16 protein-coding genes are annotated in these 16,883 nt (G+C 53.9%); 15 read left to right on the top strand and 1 reads right to left on the bottom strand.

The features are described from left to right. Positions 1–52 precede the first annotated feature (52 nt). The gene (locus tag PCH01S_RS25155; RefSeq protein WP_042234367.1) at positions 53–622 is read right to left on the bottom strand and encodes a bifunctional transcriptional activator/DNA repair enzyme AdaA; all 570 of its coding nucleotides are present in this window, start codon (positions 620–622) and stop codon (positions 53–55) included. Positions 623–848: 226 nt separating this feature from the next. On the opposite strand from PCH01S_RS25155, the gene PCH01S_RS25150 reads away from it, so the two are divergent. From PCH01S_RS25150 to PCH01S_RS25080, 15 genes are all read left to right on the top strand, one after another. Next, on the top strand, positions 849–1,430 hold the full coding sequence (locus tag PCH01S_RS25150) for an LOG family protein (RefSeq protein WP_042234366.1): 582 nt from the start codon (positions 849–851) through the stop codon (positions 1,428–1,430). A gap of 262 nt (positions 1,431–1,692) precedes the next feature. After that, entirely contained in the window at positions 1,693–2,358 is a 666-nt protein-coding gene (deoC, locus tag PCH01S_RS25145) for a deoxyribose-phosphate aldolase (RefSeq protein WP_042234364.1), read from the top strand. A gap of 27 nt (positions 2,359–2,385) precedes the next feature. Then, entirely contained in the window at positions 2,386–2,787 is a 402-nt protein-coding gene (locus tag PCH01S_RS25140) for a cytidine deaminase (RefSeq protein WP_042234363.1), read from the top strand. Positions 2,788–2,909: 122 nt separating this feature from the next. Beyond that, positions 2,910–4,088 (top strand): NupC/NupG family nucleoside CNT transporter, encoded by a 1,179-nt coding sequence (locus tag PCH01S_RS25135; protein ID WP_042234361.1) that lies wholly within the window; start codon positions 2,910–2,912, stop codon positions 4,086–4,088. A 26-nt stretch (positions 4,089–4,114) separates the two neighbouring features. Continuing rightward, positions 4,115–5,296 carry a phosphopentomutase gene (gene deoB / locus PCH01S_RS25130; RefSeq protein WP_042234358.1) on the top strand — a complete coding sequence of 394 codons (1,182 nt, stop codon included), beginning with the start codon at positions 4,115–4,117 and terminating at the stop codon, positions 5,294–5,296. A gap of 53 nt (positions 5,297–5,349) precedes the next feature. Further along, positions 5,350–6,057: a purine-nucleoside phosphorylase gene (gene deoD / locus PCH01S_RS25125; RefSeq protein WP_042234355.1), complete on the top strand. Its 708-nt coding sequence runs from the start codon at positions 5,350–5,352 to the stop codon at positions 6,055–6,057. Between the two features lie 127 nt (positions 6,058–6,184). Then, on the top strand, positions 6,185–7,486 hold the full coding sequence (locus PCH01S_RS25120) for a pyrimidine-nucleoside phosphorylase (RefSeq protein WP_042234352.1): 1,302 nt from the start codon (positions 6,185–6,187) through the stop codon (positions 7,484–7,486). A 305-nt stretch (positions 7,487–7,791) separates the two neighbouring features. After that, positions 7,792–8,388: a TetR/AcrR family transcriptional regulator gene (locus PCH01S_RS25115; RefSeq protein WP_042234350.1), complete on the top strand. Its 597-nt coding sequence runs from the start codon at positions 7,792–7,794 to the stop codon at positions 8,386–8,388. A gap of 107 nt (positions 8,389–8,495) precedes the next feature. Next, positions 8,496–9,884, top strand: coding sequence for an MFS transporter (locus tag PCH01S_RS25110; RefSeq protein WP_042234349.1), 1,389 nt, complete (start codon positions 8,496–8,498; stop codon positions 9,882–9,884). Positions 9,885–10,096: 212 nt separating this feature from the next. After that, a complete protein-coding gene (locus PCH01S_RS25105; RefSeq protein ID WP_042234346.1) occupies positions 10,097–10,990 on the top strand; it encodes a Vgb family protein in 894 nt (297 codons plus the stop codon). Between the two features lie 284 nt (positions 10,991–11,274). Next, entirely contained in the window at positions 11,275–13,053 is a 1,779-nt protein-coding gene (locus tag PCH01S_RS25100) for a hypothetical protein (protein ID WP_042234344.1), read from the top strand. A gap of 21 nt (positions 13,054–13,074) precedes the next feature. Next, complete coding sequence (locus PCH01S_RS25095; RefSeq protein ID WP_042234342.1) at positions 13,075–14,172, top strand: hypothetical protein; 1,098 nt, start codon at positions 13,075–13,077, stop codon at positions 14,170–14,172. Between the two features lie 253 nt (positions 14,173–14,425). After that, the gene (locus tag PCH01S_RS25090; RefSeq protein ID WP_042234340.1) at positions 14,426–14,875 is read left to right on the top strand and encodes a MarR family winged helix-turn-helix transcriptional regulator; all 450 of its coding nucleotides are present in this window, start codon (positions 14,426–14,428) and stop codon (positions 14,873–14,875) included. Between the two features lie 25 nt (positions 14,876–14,900). After that, positions 14,901–15,875: a ring-cleaving dioxygenase gene (locus tag PCH01S_RS25085; protein WP_042234337.1), complete on the top strand. Its 975-nt coding sequence runs from the start codon at positions 14,901–14,903 to the stop codon at positions 15,873–15,875. 422 nt (positions 15,876–16,297) lie between these two features. After that, positions 16,298–16,876: a sulfurtransferase TusA family protein gene (locus PCH01S_RS25080; RefSeq protein WP_042234336.1), complete on the top strand. Its 579-nt coding sequence runs from the start codon at positions 16,298–16,300 to the stop codon at positions 16,874–16,876. Positions 16,877–16,883: the final 7 nt, after the last annotated feature.

Genomic DNA, 16,883 nt, shown 5'->3' with positions numbered 1-16,883 from the left:
TGCCTTACCGCGATTTGTTTACCTTTGCTTGTCTCGTTTCGCCTGGTCCCTCTCAGGAGTTCGGGGCATTCTGTTCTCTAAATTCATTCGGCGTACAGCCGGCAGTTTTATGAAAGACGGCGGAGAAGTGAGAAGCGCTGCGGAACCCGACTGCCGCGGCGATTTCGCCGATAGGCTGCTCACTCCGCGCAAGCCTGTGCTTCGCTTCCTCCATGCGGGTAAGAAGAAGCTGGCGCGAGGGACTGATCCCGGTCGTCCGTTTGAACGTCCGCTGCAGATGATAAGGGCTTATGTTCAGCTCGGACGCAAGGCCGTGCAGCGTCAGATTTTCGCCATAGCGGGTGCGGATCAGGCCGAGTACGGTTTCCGCCAGCTCCGCATCGGGCCCGTGAGGACTCGGGTTTTCGGGCTTGCACCTTTTACAGGGGCGGAAGCCTGCTTCCAGAGCTCTCTCGATGCTATCGTACACCCTCACATTTTCGGGCTTGGGAGTCCGGGACCGGCAGGATGGCCTGCAAAAAATGCCCGTAGACGTAATGCCCACATAATACTGTCCGTCGTGACGGGTATCTCTGCTTAAAATCGTCTCGTAGACGGATTTGAAAATAGCGTCTTTGTTCATCCGTTAACCGCACCTCCTTCTCTTAACATTATAAACTTCCGTCCGGTGCTTGATAATAGGAGTGAAATAGGACAGCAAAAATTCGCTAAGACCTTGAATGCGCGGGAATCCGGAAGCAAAAGAAAGATAGAGGCCTTGATCGGCCGTCCCGTCCGGTTTTCCTCGGCTCCGCTTTCCACTATAATGAAGGAAGATTTTATACAAAAAGGATGGAGGAGATCAGACAATGAAACGCATAGCGGTTTTCTGCGGATCAAGCAACGGAGCATCTGAAGTCTATAGGGAAGGGGCCGTACGGCTCGGACGCGAGCTTGCTGAGCGGGGGCTCGCACTTGTATACGGAGGCGCCAGTGTCGGGCTGATGGGGGCCGTGGCCGATGCGGTTCTGGAAGCCGGAGGCGAGGTTATCGGGGTTATCCCGAAGATGCTCGAGAACCGGGAAATTTCCCATCACGGGCTGACCGAACTGATTGTCGTCGAGTCCATGCATGAGCGTAAAGCGAAGATGGCGGAGCTTGCGGACGGATTTATGGCCCTGCCGGGAGGACCGGGTACGCTGGAGGAGTTTGTGGAAATTTATACGTGGGGGCAGCTCGGTCTTCACCGGAAGCCGTTCGGGCTTGTCAATATCAATCATTATTACGATCCCCTCGTCGCTCTCTTCGACCGGATGAATCAGGAACAGTTTATGCAGGACAAATACCGCTCGATGGTGCTGGTGAACGAAGACCCGGCCAAGCTGCTGGAACAATTTGCTTCCTACGAAGCTCCGGAAGTCAAAACTTACATAAAAAAAGACCAGACCTGAAATTTCAGGCATCCTTAGTAAAACGTACCGAAAAGAAGCATACTAGAGTCGTTTACGGTTTTCTTGGTGAAGAAGACTGTAAGGGACTCTTTTTTATGCCCGAAAAAGAGCGGAAGAAGCCCTGAGACACAAAAAAGACATGAACATAATTTTATTATGTGTTTTACATATGTTCACGTGTGTGCTATCATGAAGGCATGAAATTCTACACACATTGTCTTTTTAAAGGGCATGATAACTCATAAACAAGGAGTGTAAACACATGAGCATAGCCGGAATGATCGATCACACACTGCTTCGCGCAGACGCGACAAAGGCTGAAATCACCAAGCTGACGGAAGAGGCGAAGAAGTACGAATTCGCGTCCGTTTGTGTAAATCCGACCTGGGTCGCCTATTCGGCCGAACAGCTCTCGGGATCGTCCGTGAAAGTTTGTACGGTCATCGGATTCCCTTTGGGCGCCACGACGTCTGCCGTGAAAGCGTTTGAAGCGAAGGATGCGATCGCAAACGGTGCCGGGGAAGTCGATATGGTCATCAACATCGGCGCCCTGAAAGCAGGGGACGATACGCTGGTGGAAAGCGACATTAAAGCCGTTGTCGATGCGGCCGCGGGCAAGGCGCTGGTGAAAGTTATCATCGAAACGAGCCTTCTTACGGACGAAGAAAAAGTGCGCGCGAGCGAGCTGTCGGTTAAAGCGGGAGCGGACTTCGTGAAGACGTCCACCGGGTTCTCGACAGGCGGAGCGACACCTGCGGACGTAGCGCTGATGCGCAAAACCGTCGGTCCCGACGTAGGCGTCAAAGCATCGGGCGGCGTGCGCAGCCTCGAGGATATGAACGCCATGATCGAAGCCGGGGCAACCCGCATCGGGGCGAGCTCGGGCGTTAAAATCATGGAAGGCGGCCAGTCCACTTCTTCTTACTAAACCCTGACCTTCGAGGAGGACGGATCCATGAAAGACCAGTTGATTCAAGAAGCAATCGAAGCCCGCAAGCAGGCCTATGTGCCTTATTCGGGCTTCCAGGTCGGAGCGGCCGTACTCACGGGCGGGAAGGTTTACCGGGGATGCAACGTTGAGAATGCATCCTACGGTTTAACCAACTGCGCGGAGCGGACAGCTATTTTTAAAGCCGTTTCGGAAGGCGAAGGCGGGCATAAGCTCGAAGCTATCGCCATCGTGGCGGACACGGAAGGACCGGTATCGCCGTGCGGCGCATGCAGACAAGTTATCGCCGAATTCAGCGACCTGAATACGAAGATTTATTTGACTAATCTTCACGGCAATACCGAAGAATGGACGATCGACCGGCTGCTCCCGGGAGCTTTTCAAGCCGATGATATGGAAAAAAAGTAAAAATCAATATGAAACTTCTTTTTGTAAACTGAATGTAAGCGCTTAATAGTTTTTCAGGTTCAGAGAGCTGTGCCTGCAACCAAATCTGCTAATGCTGAGCAACCATTGGGGGAAACACTAACATGAAATATTTAGTTGCTATTCTGGGCGTGCTTGTCGTGTTCGGGCTTACTTACGCCGCCAGCAACAACCGTCACAAAATCCGGTACCGTCCGCTGTTCGTCATGATCGCCCTGCAGGTGGTCCTGGCTTTCGCCCTTCTGAATACAAGCGTGGGCGAATTTCTGATCCGCGGTTTCGCGAGTATTTTCGAATCGCTTCTCGCCTATGCTTCCGAAGGGATCAATTTTGTGTTCGGCGGCATAGCGAACGACAAGACGTCTCCGTTCTTCCTGAACGTTCTGCTTCCTATCGTGTTCATTTCCGCATTGATCGGGATTTTGCAGTATACTAAAATTCTGCCGTTCATCGTCAAGTACATCGGTCTGGTACTCAGCAAGATCAACGGCATGGGTAAGCTTGAATCTTACAACGCCGTGGCATCCGCGATTCTGGGCCAATCGGAAGTATTCATTTCGGTGAAGAAGCAAATCGGCCTGCTTCCGAAACACCGCCTGTACACGCTTTGCGCTTCGGCCATGTCCACGGTTTCGATGTCCATCGTCGGAGCTTACATGCAGATGATCGAGCCGAAGTTCGTCGTAACGGCGCTGGTGCTGAACCTGTTCGGCGGATTTATTATCTCGTCGATTCTTAACCCTTACGTCGTTACGAAAGAAGAAGATATTCTTGAAGTACAGGAGGAAGAGAAGCAGTCTTTCTTCGAAATGCTGGGAGAATACATTCTCGACGGTTTTAAAGTCGCCATTATCGTGGCGGCCATGCTGATCGGTTTCGTGGCCCTGATCGCTTTGATCAACGGTATTTTCGACGGCATTTTCGGCATTTCGTTCCAGTCTCTGCTCGGGTATATTTTCGCTCCGTTCGCGTTTGTAATGGGTGTGCCTTGGTCTGAAGCGGTTGAAGCCGGTAGCATTATGGCAACCAAGATGGTATCCAACGAGTTCGTCGCCATGCTTGACCTTGCCAAACATACGACTATGTCCCCACGGGCTGTCGGAATCGTATCGGTGTTCCTCGTTTCCTTCGCGAACTTCTCTTCCATCGGGATCATCGCCGGTGCGGTTAAAGGGCTTCACGAAAAGCAAGGCAACGTTGTGGCCCGTTTTGGTTTAAAATTACTGTATGGAGCTACATTGGTCAGCGTCCTGTCGGCTACGATTGCGGGGCTGTTCCTGTAAGCTGAATAGGAAAGGAAGCGAGAAGCATGACTACGTTTAAACGGATTCACCTGATTGTACTGGACTCGGTCGGTATCGGCGAAGCGCCGGACGCCGCTAAATTCGACGACTTCGATGTCGATACCCTCGGGCATATCGCCCGGGAGAGGGGCGGCCTCAACATGCCGAACATGGCCAAGCTGGGCCTCTCCAACATCCGTCCGATCGAAGGCGTGCCTGCGGCGGACAAGCCGCTGGCTTACTACACGAAGATGCAGGAAGCGTCGAACGGGAAAGATACGATGACCGGTCACTGGGAGATCATGGGCCTGAACATCGAAACGCCTTTCCGCGTATTCCCGGACGGCTTCCCGGATGAGCTGATCGGGCGCATCGAAGAGAAAACCGGCCGCAAGGTGATCGGCAACAAGCCGGCCAGCGGCACCGAAATCATCGACGAGCTCGGTGAGGAGCACGTGAAAACCGGAGCGCTTATCATTTACACGTCCGCGGACTCTGTGCTGCAGATTGCCGCCCACGAAGACGTGGTGCCGCTTAAGGAGCTTTACGAAATTTGCGAGTTCTGCCGCGAAATTACGCTGGAAGATCCGTATATGCTGGGCCGCATCATCGCCCGCCCGTTCGTAGGCGAAGTCGGCAGCTTCAAACGGACGGCGAACCGTCACGATTACGCTTTGAAGCCTTTCGGACGCACCACGATGAACGAGCTGAAGGACCGGGGCTTCGACGTAATCGCGCTCGGCAAAATCTCCGACATCTACGATGGCGAAGGCGTAACGAAAGCGGTCCGGACCGTTTCCAACATGGACGGTATGGACAAGCTGGTGGACACGCTCGGCGAGTCCTTCACGGGACTGAGCTTCTTGAACCTCGTCGATTTCGACGCTCTCTTCGGCCACCGGCGTGATCCGCAAGGTTACGGACAAGCGCTGGAGGATTACGACGCCCGGCTGCCGGAAGTGTTCGCCAAATTGACGGACGAGGATCTGCTGATCTTGACGGCCGACCACGGTAACGATCCGACCTACCGCGGAACGGACCATACGCGCGAATACGTGCCGCTGCTCGTTTACTCGCCGCGTTTTGCGGATGGCGGCAAAGAGCTGCCGCTGCGCCGCACGTTCGCCGATATCGGCGCTACCGTAGCGGACAACTTCGGTGTCACGCTGCCCGCCCACGGCACAAGTTTCCTGGCGGACTTGAAATAAACCGGGACGATAACCCGTCCCTTCTATCCTTTTTAAAACGGAGGTACACGTTCATGAGCGTTCATATTGGTGCAAAACCGGGCGACATCGCCGAAACGATCCTGCTGCCGGGCGACCCGCTGAGAGCGAAGTATATCGCGGAAACTTACTTGTCCGACGTAATCTGCTACAACGAAGTCCGCGGCATGCTGGGCTTCACGGGCACGTATCAAGGCAAGCGGGTTTCGGTGCAGGGATCGGGCATGGGGATTCCGTCGATCAGTATTTACGCCAACGAGCTGATCAGCCAGTACGGCGTCAAAAACCTGTTCCGCGTCGGCACGTGCGGAGCGATGCAGGAGCATGTCCGGGTCCGCGATGTAATCCTGGCCCAGGCTTCCTGCACGGATTCGAGCGCGAACCGCCATGTTTTCGGCGGCTTCGACTACTCCCCGATCGCGAGCTTCCCGCTGCTTAAAGCGGCTTATGAGCGCGGCGTGGAGAAAGGCCTTAAACTTCATGTCGGCAATATTTTCAGCTCCGACATCTTCTACCGCGATGACAAGACGGTCGTGCAGAAGCTGATGGATTACGGCGTGCTCGGCGTCGAGATGGAGACGACCGCCCTTTACACACTGGCGGCCAAATTCGGCGTGAACGCTCTGACGATTCTGACCGTGAGCGATCACCTTCTGACCGGCGAGGAAACTTCTTCGGAAGAGCGGCAGACGACCTTCAACGAGATGATGGAAGTGGCTTTGGATACGGCGATTTCGCTGTAGGACGATACTAAAGATATTCAGACAGACGGATGACGGATAAGCGTGAAAGGGACACAGGTTGTTAACCGGGTCCCCCGCGAATAGGAATTAGCTAGAGTACTTACTGGTAAAGCGAGGAGAAAAGACGATGAGAATGGTCGATTTGATTGCGAAGAAGCGTGACGGCAAGGAACTGACGACGGAAGAAATCAACTTTATTATCGAAGGCTACACGAAAGGGGATATTCCGGATTACCAGGTCAGCTCACTGGCGATGGCGATCTACTTCAAGGACATGACGGCGCGCGAGCGGGCCGATCTGACGATGGCAATCGTCAACTCCGGCGAAACGATTGACTTGTCCGCGATCGAAGGCATTAAGGTAGACAAACACTCCACGGGCGGAGTGGGCGACACGACGACCCTGGTGCTGGCTCCACTGGTAGCGGCTTTGGATATTCCCGTTGCGAAAATGTCCGGACGCGGCCTGGGCCACACCGGCGGCACGATCGACAAGCTGGAAGCTATCGAAGGCTTCCACGTGGAAATCTCCAAGGACGAGTTCGTGAACCTGGTGAACGAACACAAAATCGCCGTGATCGGGCAGACCGGCAACCTTACGCCTGCCGACAAGAAGCTGTACGCCCTTCGCGACGTAACGGCCACCGTAGATTCCATCGCGCTTATCGCAAGCTCTATCATGAGTAAGAAAATCGCCGCAGGCTCGGACGCTATCGTGCTTGACGTCAAAACGGGCGCAGGCGCGTTTATGAAAACTCCCGAGGACGCGAAAGAACTGGCGCACGCCATGGTCAGCATCGGAAACAACGTGGGCCGCAAGACGATGGCCGTCATTTCCGATATGAGCCAGCCGCTCGGCGCCGCCATCGGCAACGCGCTGGAAGTGCAGGAGGCGATCGACACGCTGCGCGGCCAAGGGCCGAAGGATCTGGAAGATCTCTGCCTCGCCCTTGGAAGACAAATGGTCTTCCTGGCAAACAAAGCTTCTTCCCTGGAAGAAGCCGAAGAGATGCTCAAAGAAGTGATCCGCAACGGCAAAGCGCTGGAGAAATTCAAGGAGTTCATCGCCAACCAGGGTGGAGACGCGTCGGTCGTGGACGATCCCGAGAAGCTGCCTAAAGCGAAGTTCCTTATTGAAGTACCGGCGCGCGAGGACGGTGTCGTAGCCGAAATCGTCGCCGATGAAATCGGTACGGCGGCTATGCTGCTCGGAGCGGGACGCGCCACGAAGGAATCGGAGATCGACTTGGCCGTCGGCCTTATGCTGAACAAGAAGATCGGCGAGAGCGTTAAAGCGGGCGAATCCCTCGTAACGATCCACGCCAACCGTGATAACGTGGAAGATGTGATCCGCATGATTTACGACAACATCCGTATCGCCGACCACGCTGAAGCGCCTGTCCTCATTCACGACATCGTGACAGAGTAAGACTTGGGCGGAGCCCCGAATCGTACAGATTTTAAGGTTTGATAAAATCAGCCTCTCCGGCCGCAGGCCGAAAAAACCGCCGCATCGTGGGATGCGGCGGTTTTTGGCATGTGTGTAGGCGACTTCGGTCCAAGCATTCGTTATGGCTCGGAAGCTTCATTCATTTTCGGGGTTGACAGCAATTGGGAAGGGGAATAGAATAATCGTGATTGATAGTGAGTACTAACATACATCCATTATAGCGATTGCTTCGTCTAGCCTCTTAGCGGAGAGAATCGCACACACATACAAGAGGAGGGGAGAGTATGAGCGGCAGCTCATCTTCGAGCAGTTCAGACAAACTGCTTTTAGCGGCCATCGATCTCATAGCCGATAGGGGCTACAAATGCGTCACCACCAAAGAAATCGCCGCTGCCGCTGGCTTGAGTGAAATGACGCTGTTCCGGCACTTCGGAAGCAAGCAGAATTTGCTCGAATCCGCCTTCGACCGGTTTCATTACGCCGGGGAGATGCAGAAGCTTTTTGCAGAAAAGCTGGTGTGGGAGCTGGAAACGGATCTTCTTCTGATCAGCCGGACTTACCACGATATCATGAACCGCAACCGTAAAATGCTTCAGATCAGCCTGAAAGAATCGGGCAGTCTGCCCGGTTTCAGGGAAAAGACACAGAGGCACCCGCGGCAATTAAAGGAATTTTTGACGGATTATTTCGTGAAGATGGCGGAGCGGGGAAAAATGATCTCGACCAATCCGGAGCTTCAGGCGGTCTCGTTCATGTGGATGAATTACGGCGCGTTTATGAATAACCGGGACGGTTGGGGAGAAGGAACGTTCGCCGAAATTCCGCTCGATGATTTTATCCGGGAAAGCGTAAGGGTGTTTACTAAGGGGCTAGCTCCCTAGTTTTATCGGCCCGTTATATTAGTGGGGGCAAACATACAAAGCTTTAATTATTAACGAGATTAACCGAAGTATTCGGATATCATATGCATACTGGGGAGGCAAAAGCTGTGTCAACCGCTGTACAAAAAACAACCGGCGATAAAATTATGCGGGTTCTGGCGTTCACTCTGGTCATTTCGGTCATGAACGCCTCGATCTTCAACATCGTGCTGCCGCAAATCAGTGCGGAATTTCATCTGAATTCGGCCCAGGTCAGCTGGGTGGCTTCCATTTACATGCTGGTCTACGCCATCGGATCGGTCATTTACGGCAAGCTCGCGGATAAATATCCGTTAAAACGGCTGATCACGTTCGGGCTTACCGTTTTTGCGCTCGGCTCCGTCATCGGCCTGTCGGCCACCGCTTACTGGATGGTTATCCTGGCAAGGGGATTTCAGGCCGTGGGTTCCTCGGTAATCCCCGCGGCCGCGATGATTATCCCGATCCGGTTTTTCCCGCCGGAGACCCGCGGCAGAGCCCTGGGCATCTCGGCAATAGGGATGGCGCTCGGCAACGCGCTCGGACCGGTTCTCTCGGGCCTGATCATGAGCGTAGCGGACTGGCGCTGGCTGTTCTGCCTGTCTCTGCTCACGCTGGTGACGCTGCCCTTCTACCGCAAATTGCTGGACGACAAGCCCGGTACGGCGGGCAAAATCGACGCGTGGGGCGGCGCCCTTCTGGCGGGAACCGTCAGCCTGCTGCTGCTGAGCATTACGAACGGCGGCTGGATCACCGTAATCAGCGGAATCGTGCTGCTCGGACTTTTTATTCTCCGCATCTTGAAGGCGGAGGAGCCTTTTATCCAGCCCCGGCTGTTTTTGAACAAACATTACGTAACGGGCCTGGTCGTTTCCCTGATCATTGTAGGCCTCGGTTTTTCCTTATCGTTCCTGATCCCTCAGCTTATGTCGCACGTGAACCATATAGAGCCCGGCATGATTGGCTTTATGATGGTGCCGGGAGCGGCCGCATCCGCAATGATGGGTCTCAGAGGCGGCAGACTGGCGGATGAGAAGGGCAATTCCTTTCTCGTGTACCTCGCGTCGGCTCTGCTGTTTATCAGCTTTGTCCTGCTTTCTTCCTTGTCAGGCACTCTGCCCGCGCTCGTGTCGGCTCTGCTCATCTTCGGCAACGTAGGTATGACGTTCATGCAGATTGCGCTGTCCAACACCATTTCGCGGTCTCTGGCCAGAGACCAGGTCGGCGTGGGAATGGGGCTGATGGCCATGATGAATTTTATCGGAATCGCGTCTTCATCGGCTATTTACAGCAAGCTTCTGGACAACGGGGCGACGGTGACGTGGAATCCCTTCAATCTTTACGAGGGAGCTTCCGTGTACAGCAACATTTACTTGGGGCTTGCCGTCCTCGTCCTCGCGGCGGCCGGTATTTATTTCTACCGGTTCGGCAGAGCTCCGGAAGCGGCCGGTACGGCTCCTAGAAAAGCGGAAGCTTAAGCTCGGCGGCAATGCCAAAGAACCCGGAAAGAGTCCTCCCGAGAGGACCGCTTCCGGGTTCTTTTTACGTATTCGCTCACTCTGTCCAGGTTCAGAAAAAACAGTTGAACTTGTTTTTTAGCTGACCTTGTCTTTACGGGAAACGGTATAGTGGAGGGAGCAGCATTCTCATGCAAAGCCACGCCCATCACTTTTATATAGGAGGTTCCCCTATGTCTTATACGTTTGAGGAATTTGTACTTCCGGATAAGGATTCAGGTCCGTACGGTTTGACGGTCGGCAAGGACGGGGCCATCTGGTTTACCGAGCAGAAAGGCAACCGGATCGGCCGTATGGCACCGGATGGGACGATAACGGAATACCCGGTAACCGCCGAAGAAGCCGGTCTCTCCGTGATTGCATCGGCAGCGGACGGCGCGTTATGGTTCAGCGGGTATAAAGCCGGTATAGTCGGGCGGATCGACCTGTCCGGCGAAATTACGGGATTCCCGCTGCCCGCGGCGGATTCCGGGCCGTTCGGCCTTGCCGAGGGACCGGATGGGGCCGTGTGGTTCACGGAAATGACGGGAAATAAAATCGGCCGGATCACGGCGGACGGGACGATTACGGAATACGGGCTTCCCCTGCCCGGGGCTTTTCCTTCCTTTATCGCACGAGGCCCGGACGGGGCGATGTGGTTCACGGAAAATCAGGGCAACCGGATCGGACGCATCACTCCTGCGGGGGAGATAACGGGATACCCGCTCCCGATGGGACAGGCTGGCCCGGTGGGTATCACGGCAGGCCCGGACGGCGCCTTATGGTTTGCCGAGATTAACGGCAACCGGATCGGGCGGATCTCGACTACGGGCGGGATCACCGAATACTCTCTTCCGGAGCCGGGGGCAAGGCCTCATGCGATTGCCGCAGGCACGCAGGGGGATTTGTGGTTTACGGAATGGGGAAGCAACAAGATCGGCCGAATCACTACTACCGGTGAAATATCGGAATATGCGATCCCAAGAGAGAAGGCGGAGCCGCACGGGCTTGCCGTCGGTCCTGACGGCGCCGTCTGGTTTGCACAGGAGAGCGGCCAGATCGGCCGGTTAACGGTCCGGTCGTTCTAAATTCGTTAGAACGAAACGCTCGGATACAGGAGATCACTGCGCGTAAGCGGGGGTCTCTTTTTTGTTGCGGAAAGAAGGGTCTAAAGTTCCTAAGTTCAGGTTGATTAGGGCTGGATTTTTTTATAAAAAGGTTTTGTGTTATGGAATTTTTTTACTGCAATTGTGCTTGTGTCCTATGGTTTAATGAAGAGAGATGACAAAATGAGCCTTTTTCTCACATTCGGCCCCTGATCTGGAAAAGAACCAGGTACAGAGGGCCCATCCAACATTTGCGGAGGATTATTATGAAAAAGATATGGGTACGCAATCTGCTTGCGTTCTCCCTTTTGACCGGAATCGCCCATACATCGTTTATGACCCAAGAAGCTGCGGCAGAGTCTTCCCGGACTTCGGCCGTTCAGGGCTACACCGTACAGTCAGGCACGATAAGGGAAGCGGGCGGGATGACTGCGGCGGCGCCTTTGTTGGCGGACGGTATGTTTGTGGCGGTCTCCGATAAGGATGAGAACGTGAATCATATTGGGCTGAAGGAACTCGGGATTTTTGCGGGTATCATTTTCGTTATCTATCAATCGTTTCGTATTTTCCGGCAGCGGAAAAGGAAGGAAAAGCTGCTCGGGGAAGCGCAGGCTTATTCCACGGATCTCTACCGGGACAGCGAGCGGCTAGGGCTGTTGGCCGATCTGTACAAAGGGCCTTCGGCCGAAAAGCGGATCCGCCCCGTAGAAGCCGAATTGAAAGATGTTTCTTCCATTCTGGATGAGATGACGGCGATGATCTCGGGCATCAAGATTTCTTTTATCGGCAATGTCAAAACGATGGAAGAAACGATGGGAGAATGCCGGGTTCTTTTGAGGCAGTATCAAGGGGTATACGGCAGTTTGAAAGCGAGCATAGACAAGCTCTGTGAGCTGGAGAAGCAGAACGACAAAGTCGTATCGGAGCTTCAGGCGAAAATCGAATCCCTTCTGGCCCGAGCAAAGGACCGTTCGGCCGCTTACCGGGTGGATGATCTGGAAGAGGAACTGCTCAGTCTGCAAAAGCGGATCGGGATCATCGACCGGGAGCAGATGAGCGATTTTATTGACGTGCAGGAGCATCTTGCGCCGGAACGCGAGCAGCTCGCCGAGATCGAACGGCTGCTTGCGGAGCTGCCTGAGCTGCATAACCGGCAGCAGAAATTCAAAGGTCAGATCGAGAGCGCCCGGGATGACGTGAACCGCTCCATACGCGAGCACGGGCTGGACTCCTCGGATCTGACTTCCTTTGCGAGTCTGGATCGTGCGGAGGCGCTCTCGGCCGCGATGCTGGAGGCGCTTAACGCAGGCCGAATCCGGGAAGCCGCGCGCATTTCCTCGGACGTGACGGGCCTGATCAAACACTCGGTCATCGCGGCGGGAGAACTGGCAGAGTTGAGGGAAAGCTTGACCAAAACGCTCCGGCTTCTGAAAAGCGGCCTGCGGGAGCTGGATTATCCCGAATCGGCCTTTAAGGAAGAACTGAAACGAGTAAAAGAGTATTTCGCGGAATCCGTCTGGTCTTTTATGCGCGGTGAATTCGATCAGTTTACGGCCTTGGTGCGCGAAATTACTCCAAAACTTCCCGAAGTGGAAAATATGCTGGCGGAAGGGCGTTTTAACGAAGGCGGCAAAAAACTCATCGCTCTGATGGAGAAATACGAGCTGGCCGAAAAGAAATATGTCCGTCTTCAGGTATATGAAGCGGCCAATAAGGAATTGAACGGTCTGAGGGAGCGCGTGCACGCTTGCTGGATGGATTTTCAGGAGACGGTGTCGTTTATTTCGTCGGAAGGTCTGGAAGAAGCGCTGCACTCCCGCGATCTCGGCGATTTGAAATACAAAATTCATGACCGGAAAGAAATGATCGACCGCCGGATGAGCAGTCCTCCTATCCAGCTTGATCGGCTTAGACGGGATGCGGAAGCGATGTCTGCCGATATCCAGGCTTACCGCGCGCGCGTCGAGCAAATCGCCGACCAGCAGGAGGAATACGAGGACGAAGAGGAAAGTAAAAGCGTTGTGATCAACGTGAATTTTAAATAGTTCTTGCCGGCGGTTGAGGGCTTGAAGGCGGCAGAAAAAGCCCGTATCAATCCGAGCCCATTTCCGCGCACGGGAACGGCGGTTGCAAAGTCGATGCCGGAGCAGAAAGGAAGTAAAATGTCTATTATAGGTAAAATTTTGTTCTGGGCGTTTGCCGTTATGGTCATTTTTTTAACCATGGGTGTTATTTTGCTCGTATTCGATAAACGAAAATTAACACAAAAAGCGAATGAACTTGAAGGCGAACTCTTTCATATGGAGGCGAAGATCCTGCCTCTTACGGAGTTATATAAAGGCCGCGCAACGGAAAAAAATCTGAGTCCGGTTAAAGGCGAATTACAGGCAGCCTGGGAAGAGCTCGAAGACCTGAGAAAACGAATAGCAACCATTTTTACGCAAAAAGATAGTTCCAATCGTATAAAAGTGATTTTAGAAGACATGGCTGCCTTAGAAAAAAGCTGTGGCTCCCTTAAAAAGAAGATAGAGAAGCTGATTGCCATGGAACACGAGAATGAAAGCATCCTTTTACAGCTCCAGACCAAGGGAAAACAGCTAATGAAACGTCTTGAAGCATTGTCGGGCAGCCATCAACTTGCAGAGGTCCAGAAAGGACTGGCCGCCCAAATGGCATTAATCGAAGCCATCGACGATAAACAGCTAACCGATCTTATCAACGTCCATGATACGCTTATGCCGATCCGTGCACAAATGGACGAAATCGAAAATCTTCTCGATTCCCTTCCTCTCAATTACGAATTGGGGCAGGTAAAGCAGGGAGAAGAGATCGAAGATCAGGTCGAAGTGGTGCGAGCTCAGATGGAACAAGCAATGCGGGCGTCCGGGCTGAAAAAGGAAGAGAAGCCCCAAGACAACAAAAATGACGCGCAAACCTCTTCGGTACACGTAACAAGGCAAGCTTCTGCGGAGTCAATCGATCTGGATGAAGTAAAAAGACTGATGGACCAGGGGCTTGTGTTCGATGCCATTCATCGTATGGCGGCAAGTCTTGATCCAACCGTTAAAACCCGGCACGATGTTCAAGTGAAGGTGGTAGTTAACTCGCCGCACCCGGAACAGCAGGAATCCAAGAAGCAAAAACGGGGCAAGAAAAGCGGCTAGGAGAAGCGCGGGGATGGCTAAATCCGAAAGGAAGCCCAAAGTAGGGGGCGGGAAAATCGGAGCAGGCAGTTGGCTGCCCTCTTCTCGCAACCGCTAATAAATGCTAATAAATGCTAATAAATGCTAATAAATGCTGAAAAACCGTTCCGTCCCGGAACGGTTTATTAGTTTGCCCGCAGGTCGACGGAAGATCATTGACTTTTTATCAGTTTAGTAATAAACTTATAATCATCAACGGAAGCGAGGTGAGCCGATGGAAAAGAATAAGAAGGAGTCATTCCTCTCCAAACAGGAGGAAAAGCTTGGGGTGCTGATCTGGTTCCGGCTGTCTCGCGTGTACAATCAGAGCATCCGGCAGTCCAACCAGCATTTGAAGGCCTGGAACTTATCGGCCGCGCAGTTTGACGTGCTGGTCCAGGTGGGCTCGCACGAGCGGCTGACTCAGCAGGAATTGGCGGACAAGCTGCTGGTCACCAAGGGAAATATTACGCAGCTGCTGGGTAAAATGGAGGAACTGGGCTGGATCAGACGCGAGCAGGAATGGAAGACCAAATATATTTCATTGACGGCGGAAGGACAAGCTTTGTTTGACGAGGTCGTTCCGCAGCAGGAACAGTTTCAGGCTTCCCAATTTGACGGCTTGGACCGGGAAGAGAAGAAGCAGCTTCTGGAGCTGCTGAAAAAAGTCCAGAAACAATCCTGACAACATAACCGGGGAGGGCATCATCATGGAACTTAAAGGTATTCACCACGTATCGGCCATCACGGCGCAGGCACCGGAAAATTTCGAGTTTTACACAAAAGTTCTGGGGCTTCGTCTGGTGAAGAAGACCGTCAATCAGGACGATATCAGCGTGTATCACTTGTTTTACGGGGATGAGAAGGGCAATCCGGGAACGGAATTGACGTTCTTCGAAATTCCCATGGCCGCAAGGAACCGCGAGGGGGTCAGCAGCATTTCGGCCGCATCCCTGCGGGTTGCCGGCGATGAAGCTTTGAGCTGGTGGAAAAAGCGGTTCACCGAATTCGGCGTCGATCACGACGAAATTCAAGACCGTGCGGGACGCGCGACGCTGGCTTTCCGCGATTTCGAAGGGCAGCGCCTGATCCTGGTGTCGGACGAGAACAACATGGGAGTTCAGGGAGGCATACCTTGGGACAGAAGCCCGGTTCCCGCCGAATACGGCATCCTCGGACTCGGTCCCGTCAAATTGACGGTACAGGACCCGGAACCGACGGTGATTGTGCTGACGGAGCTTTTGGGCTTCCGGGAAAAAGGCCGCTACGCGGCGGACGTTCCGGGTCAGCCGGATATCGTCGTGTACGAAACCGGCGAAGGCGGCAGCGGGGCCGAGGTTCATATCGAGGAGAGAAATGATCTTTCCCGTGAACAGCTCGGCCGCGGCGGCGTCCACCACGTCGCTTTCCGTGTGGATAACGAGGAAGAGCTGCGCGCCTGGATCAACCGGGTCCGGCAGGTCCGGTTTCCGAATTCCGGCTTCGTGGACCGGTTTTATTTCCGGTCCTTGTACTTCCGCGAACCGAACGGGATTCTGTTCGAGCTTGCAACGGACGGCCCGGGCTTCGATACGGACGAGGATATCCGTCATCTGGGAGAATCGCTGGCGCTGCCGCCATTCCTCGAATCCAAGCGCCCGCAGATTGAAGCGGGGTTGAAGCCGCTCAACACGAAAGCGGACTAAGCCCGCCGGTTTGATATCGTAGCGAATGAACGCCCGGCTTGCGTGAGCCTCTCTTTGAACCGAAAGGTTCATGGGGAGGCTTTTTTTTAGTTCAGTCGGTTGGTACGCGCTCTGTCGTTTATAACCGAGGAGGCGCGATGTAATAGCACGGCATTTGAAATGAATTTTTCATGTCTTGCAAACTCCGCGGCCCTTACAACCATTCTTCTGCAGCTAGATGCGATTTTGCCGTTTACAAACTTAACCAGGGGCACCGTGATTGACGAAAAAACGTAAACGAGCTATAGTATCAATATACCTATACGGGTATATGTATATATCAAAACTCGCTCCGGCGATAAAAAGTCCCGATTGAACCCGGGGAGGACAAAACGGCGGAGGTTATGCCGCCGCGGAATAACATCAGGGAGGTACTCGACGTTATGAATATTCAAACTCATCAAATACTCGACGCCAAAGGGCTGGCCTGCCCGATGCCGATCGTACGCACGAAGAAGGCTCTGGAGCAGATGGCTTCCGGCCAGGTGCTGGAGATTCAGGCCACGGACAAAGGTTCCTTGGCCGATATCCGGAGCTGGGCCAAAACGACGGGCCACCAGTACCTGGGCTCCACCGAAGAAGGGGAGGTGCTGCGCCATTTTATCCGCAAATCCGATCCTTCCGAGGTCAAAGAAGAGCGGCAATTTCCGCATGCCGCAACTAACGATGAGCTGGAGCGGTGCCTGCGGGAAAAGCCGCAAACGAACGTTCTCGATGTACGCGAACCTGCGGAATACGTATTCGGGCACATACCGGGGGCGGTATCCATTCCCTTGGGCGAGCTGGAGCAGCGGATCGGCGAGCTGAATGCGCATGAAGAGCTGTATATCGTCTGCCGGACGGGCAGCCGCAGCGATATGGCCGCGCAGCTGCTGGAGCGCCAAGGCTTTAAGCGCATCCGCAACGTGCTTCCGGGCATGTCCGCTTGGACGGGGCCGCTGGAGAAGTCGGCGGGCATTTGAGCCCGGG

Origin of the sequence: Paenibacillus chitinolyticus NBRC 15660, assembly GCF_000739915.1 — a bacterium.
Lineage (GTDB): Bacteria > Bacillota > Bacilli > Paenibacillales > NBRC-103111 > Paenibacillus_F > Paenibacillus_F chitinolyticus.
Note: the sequence above shows the minus strand (reverse complement) of the source record. Positions and strands in the feature narration are given on the sequence as shown.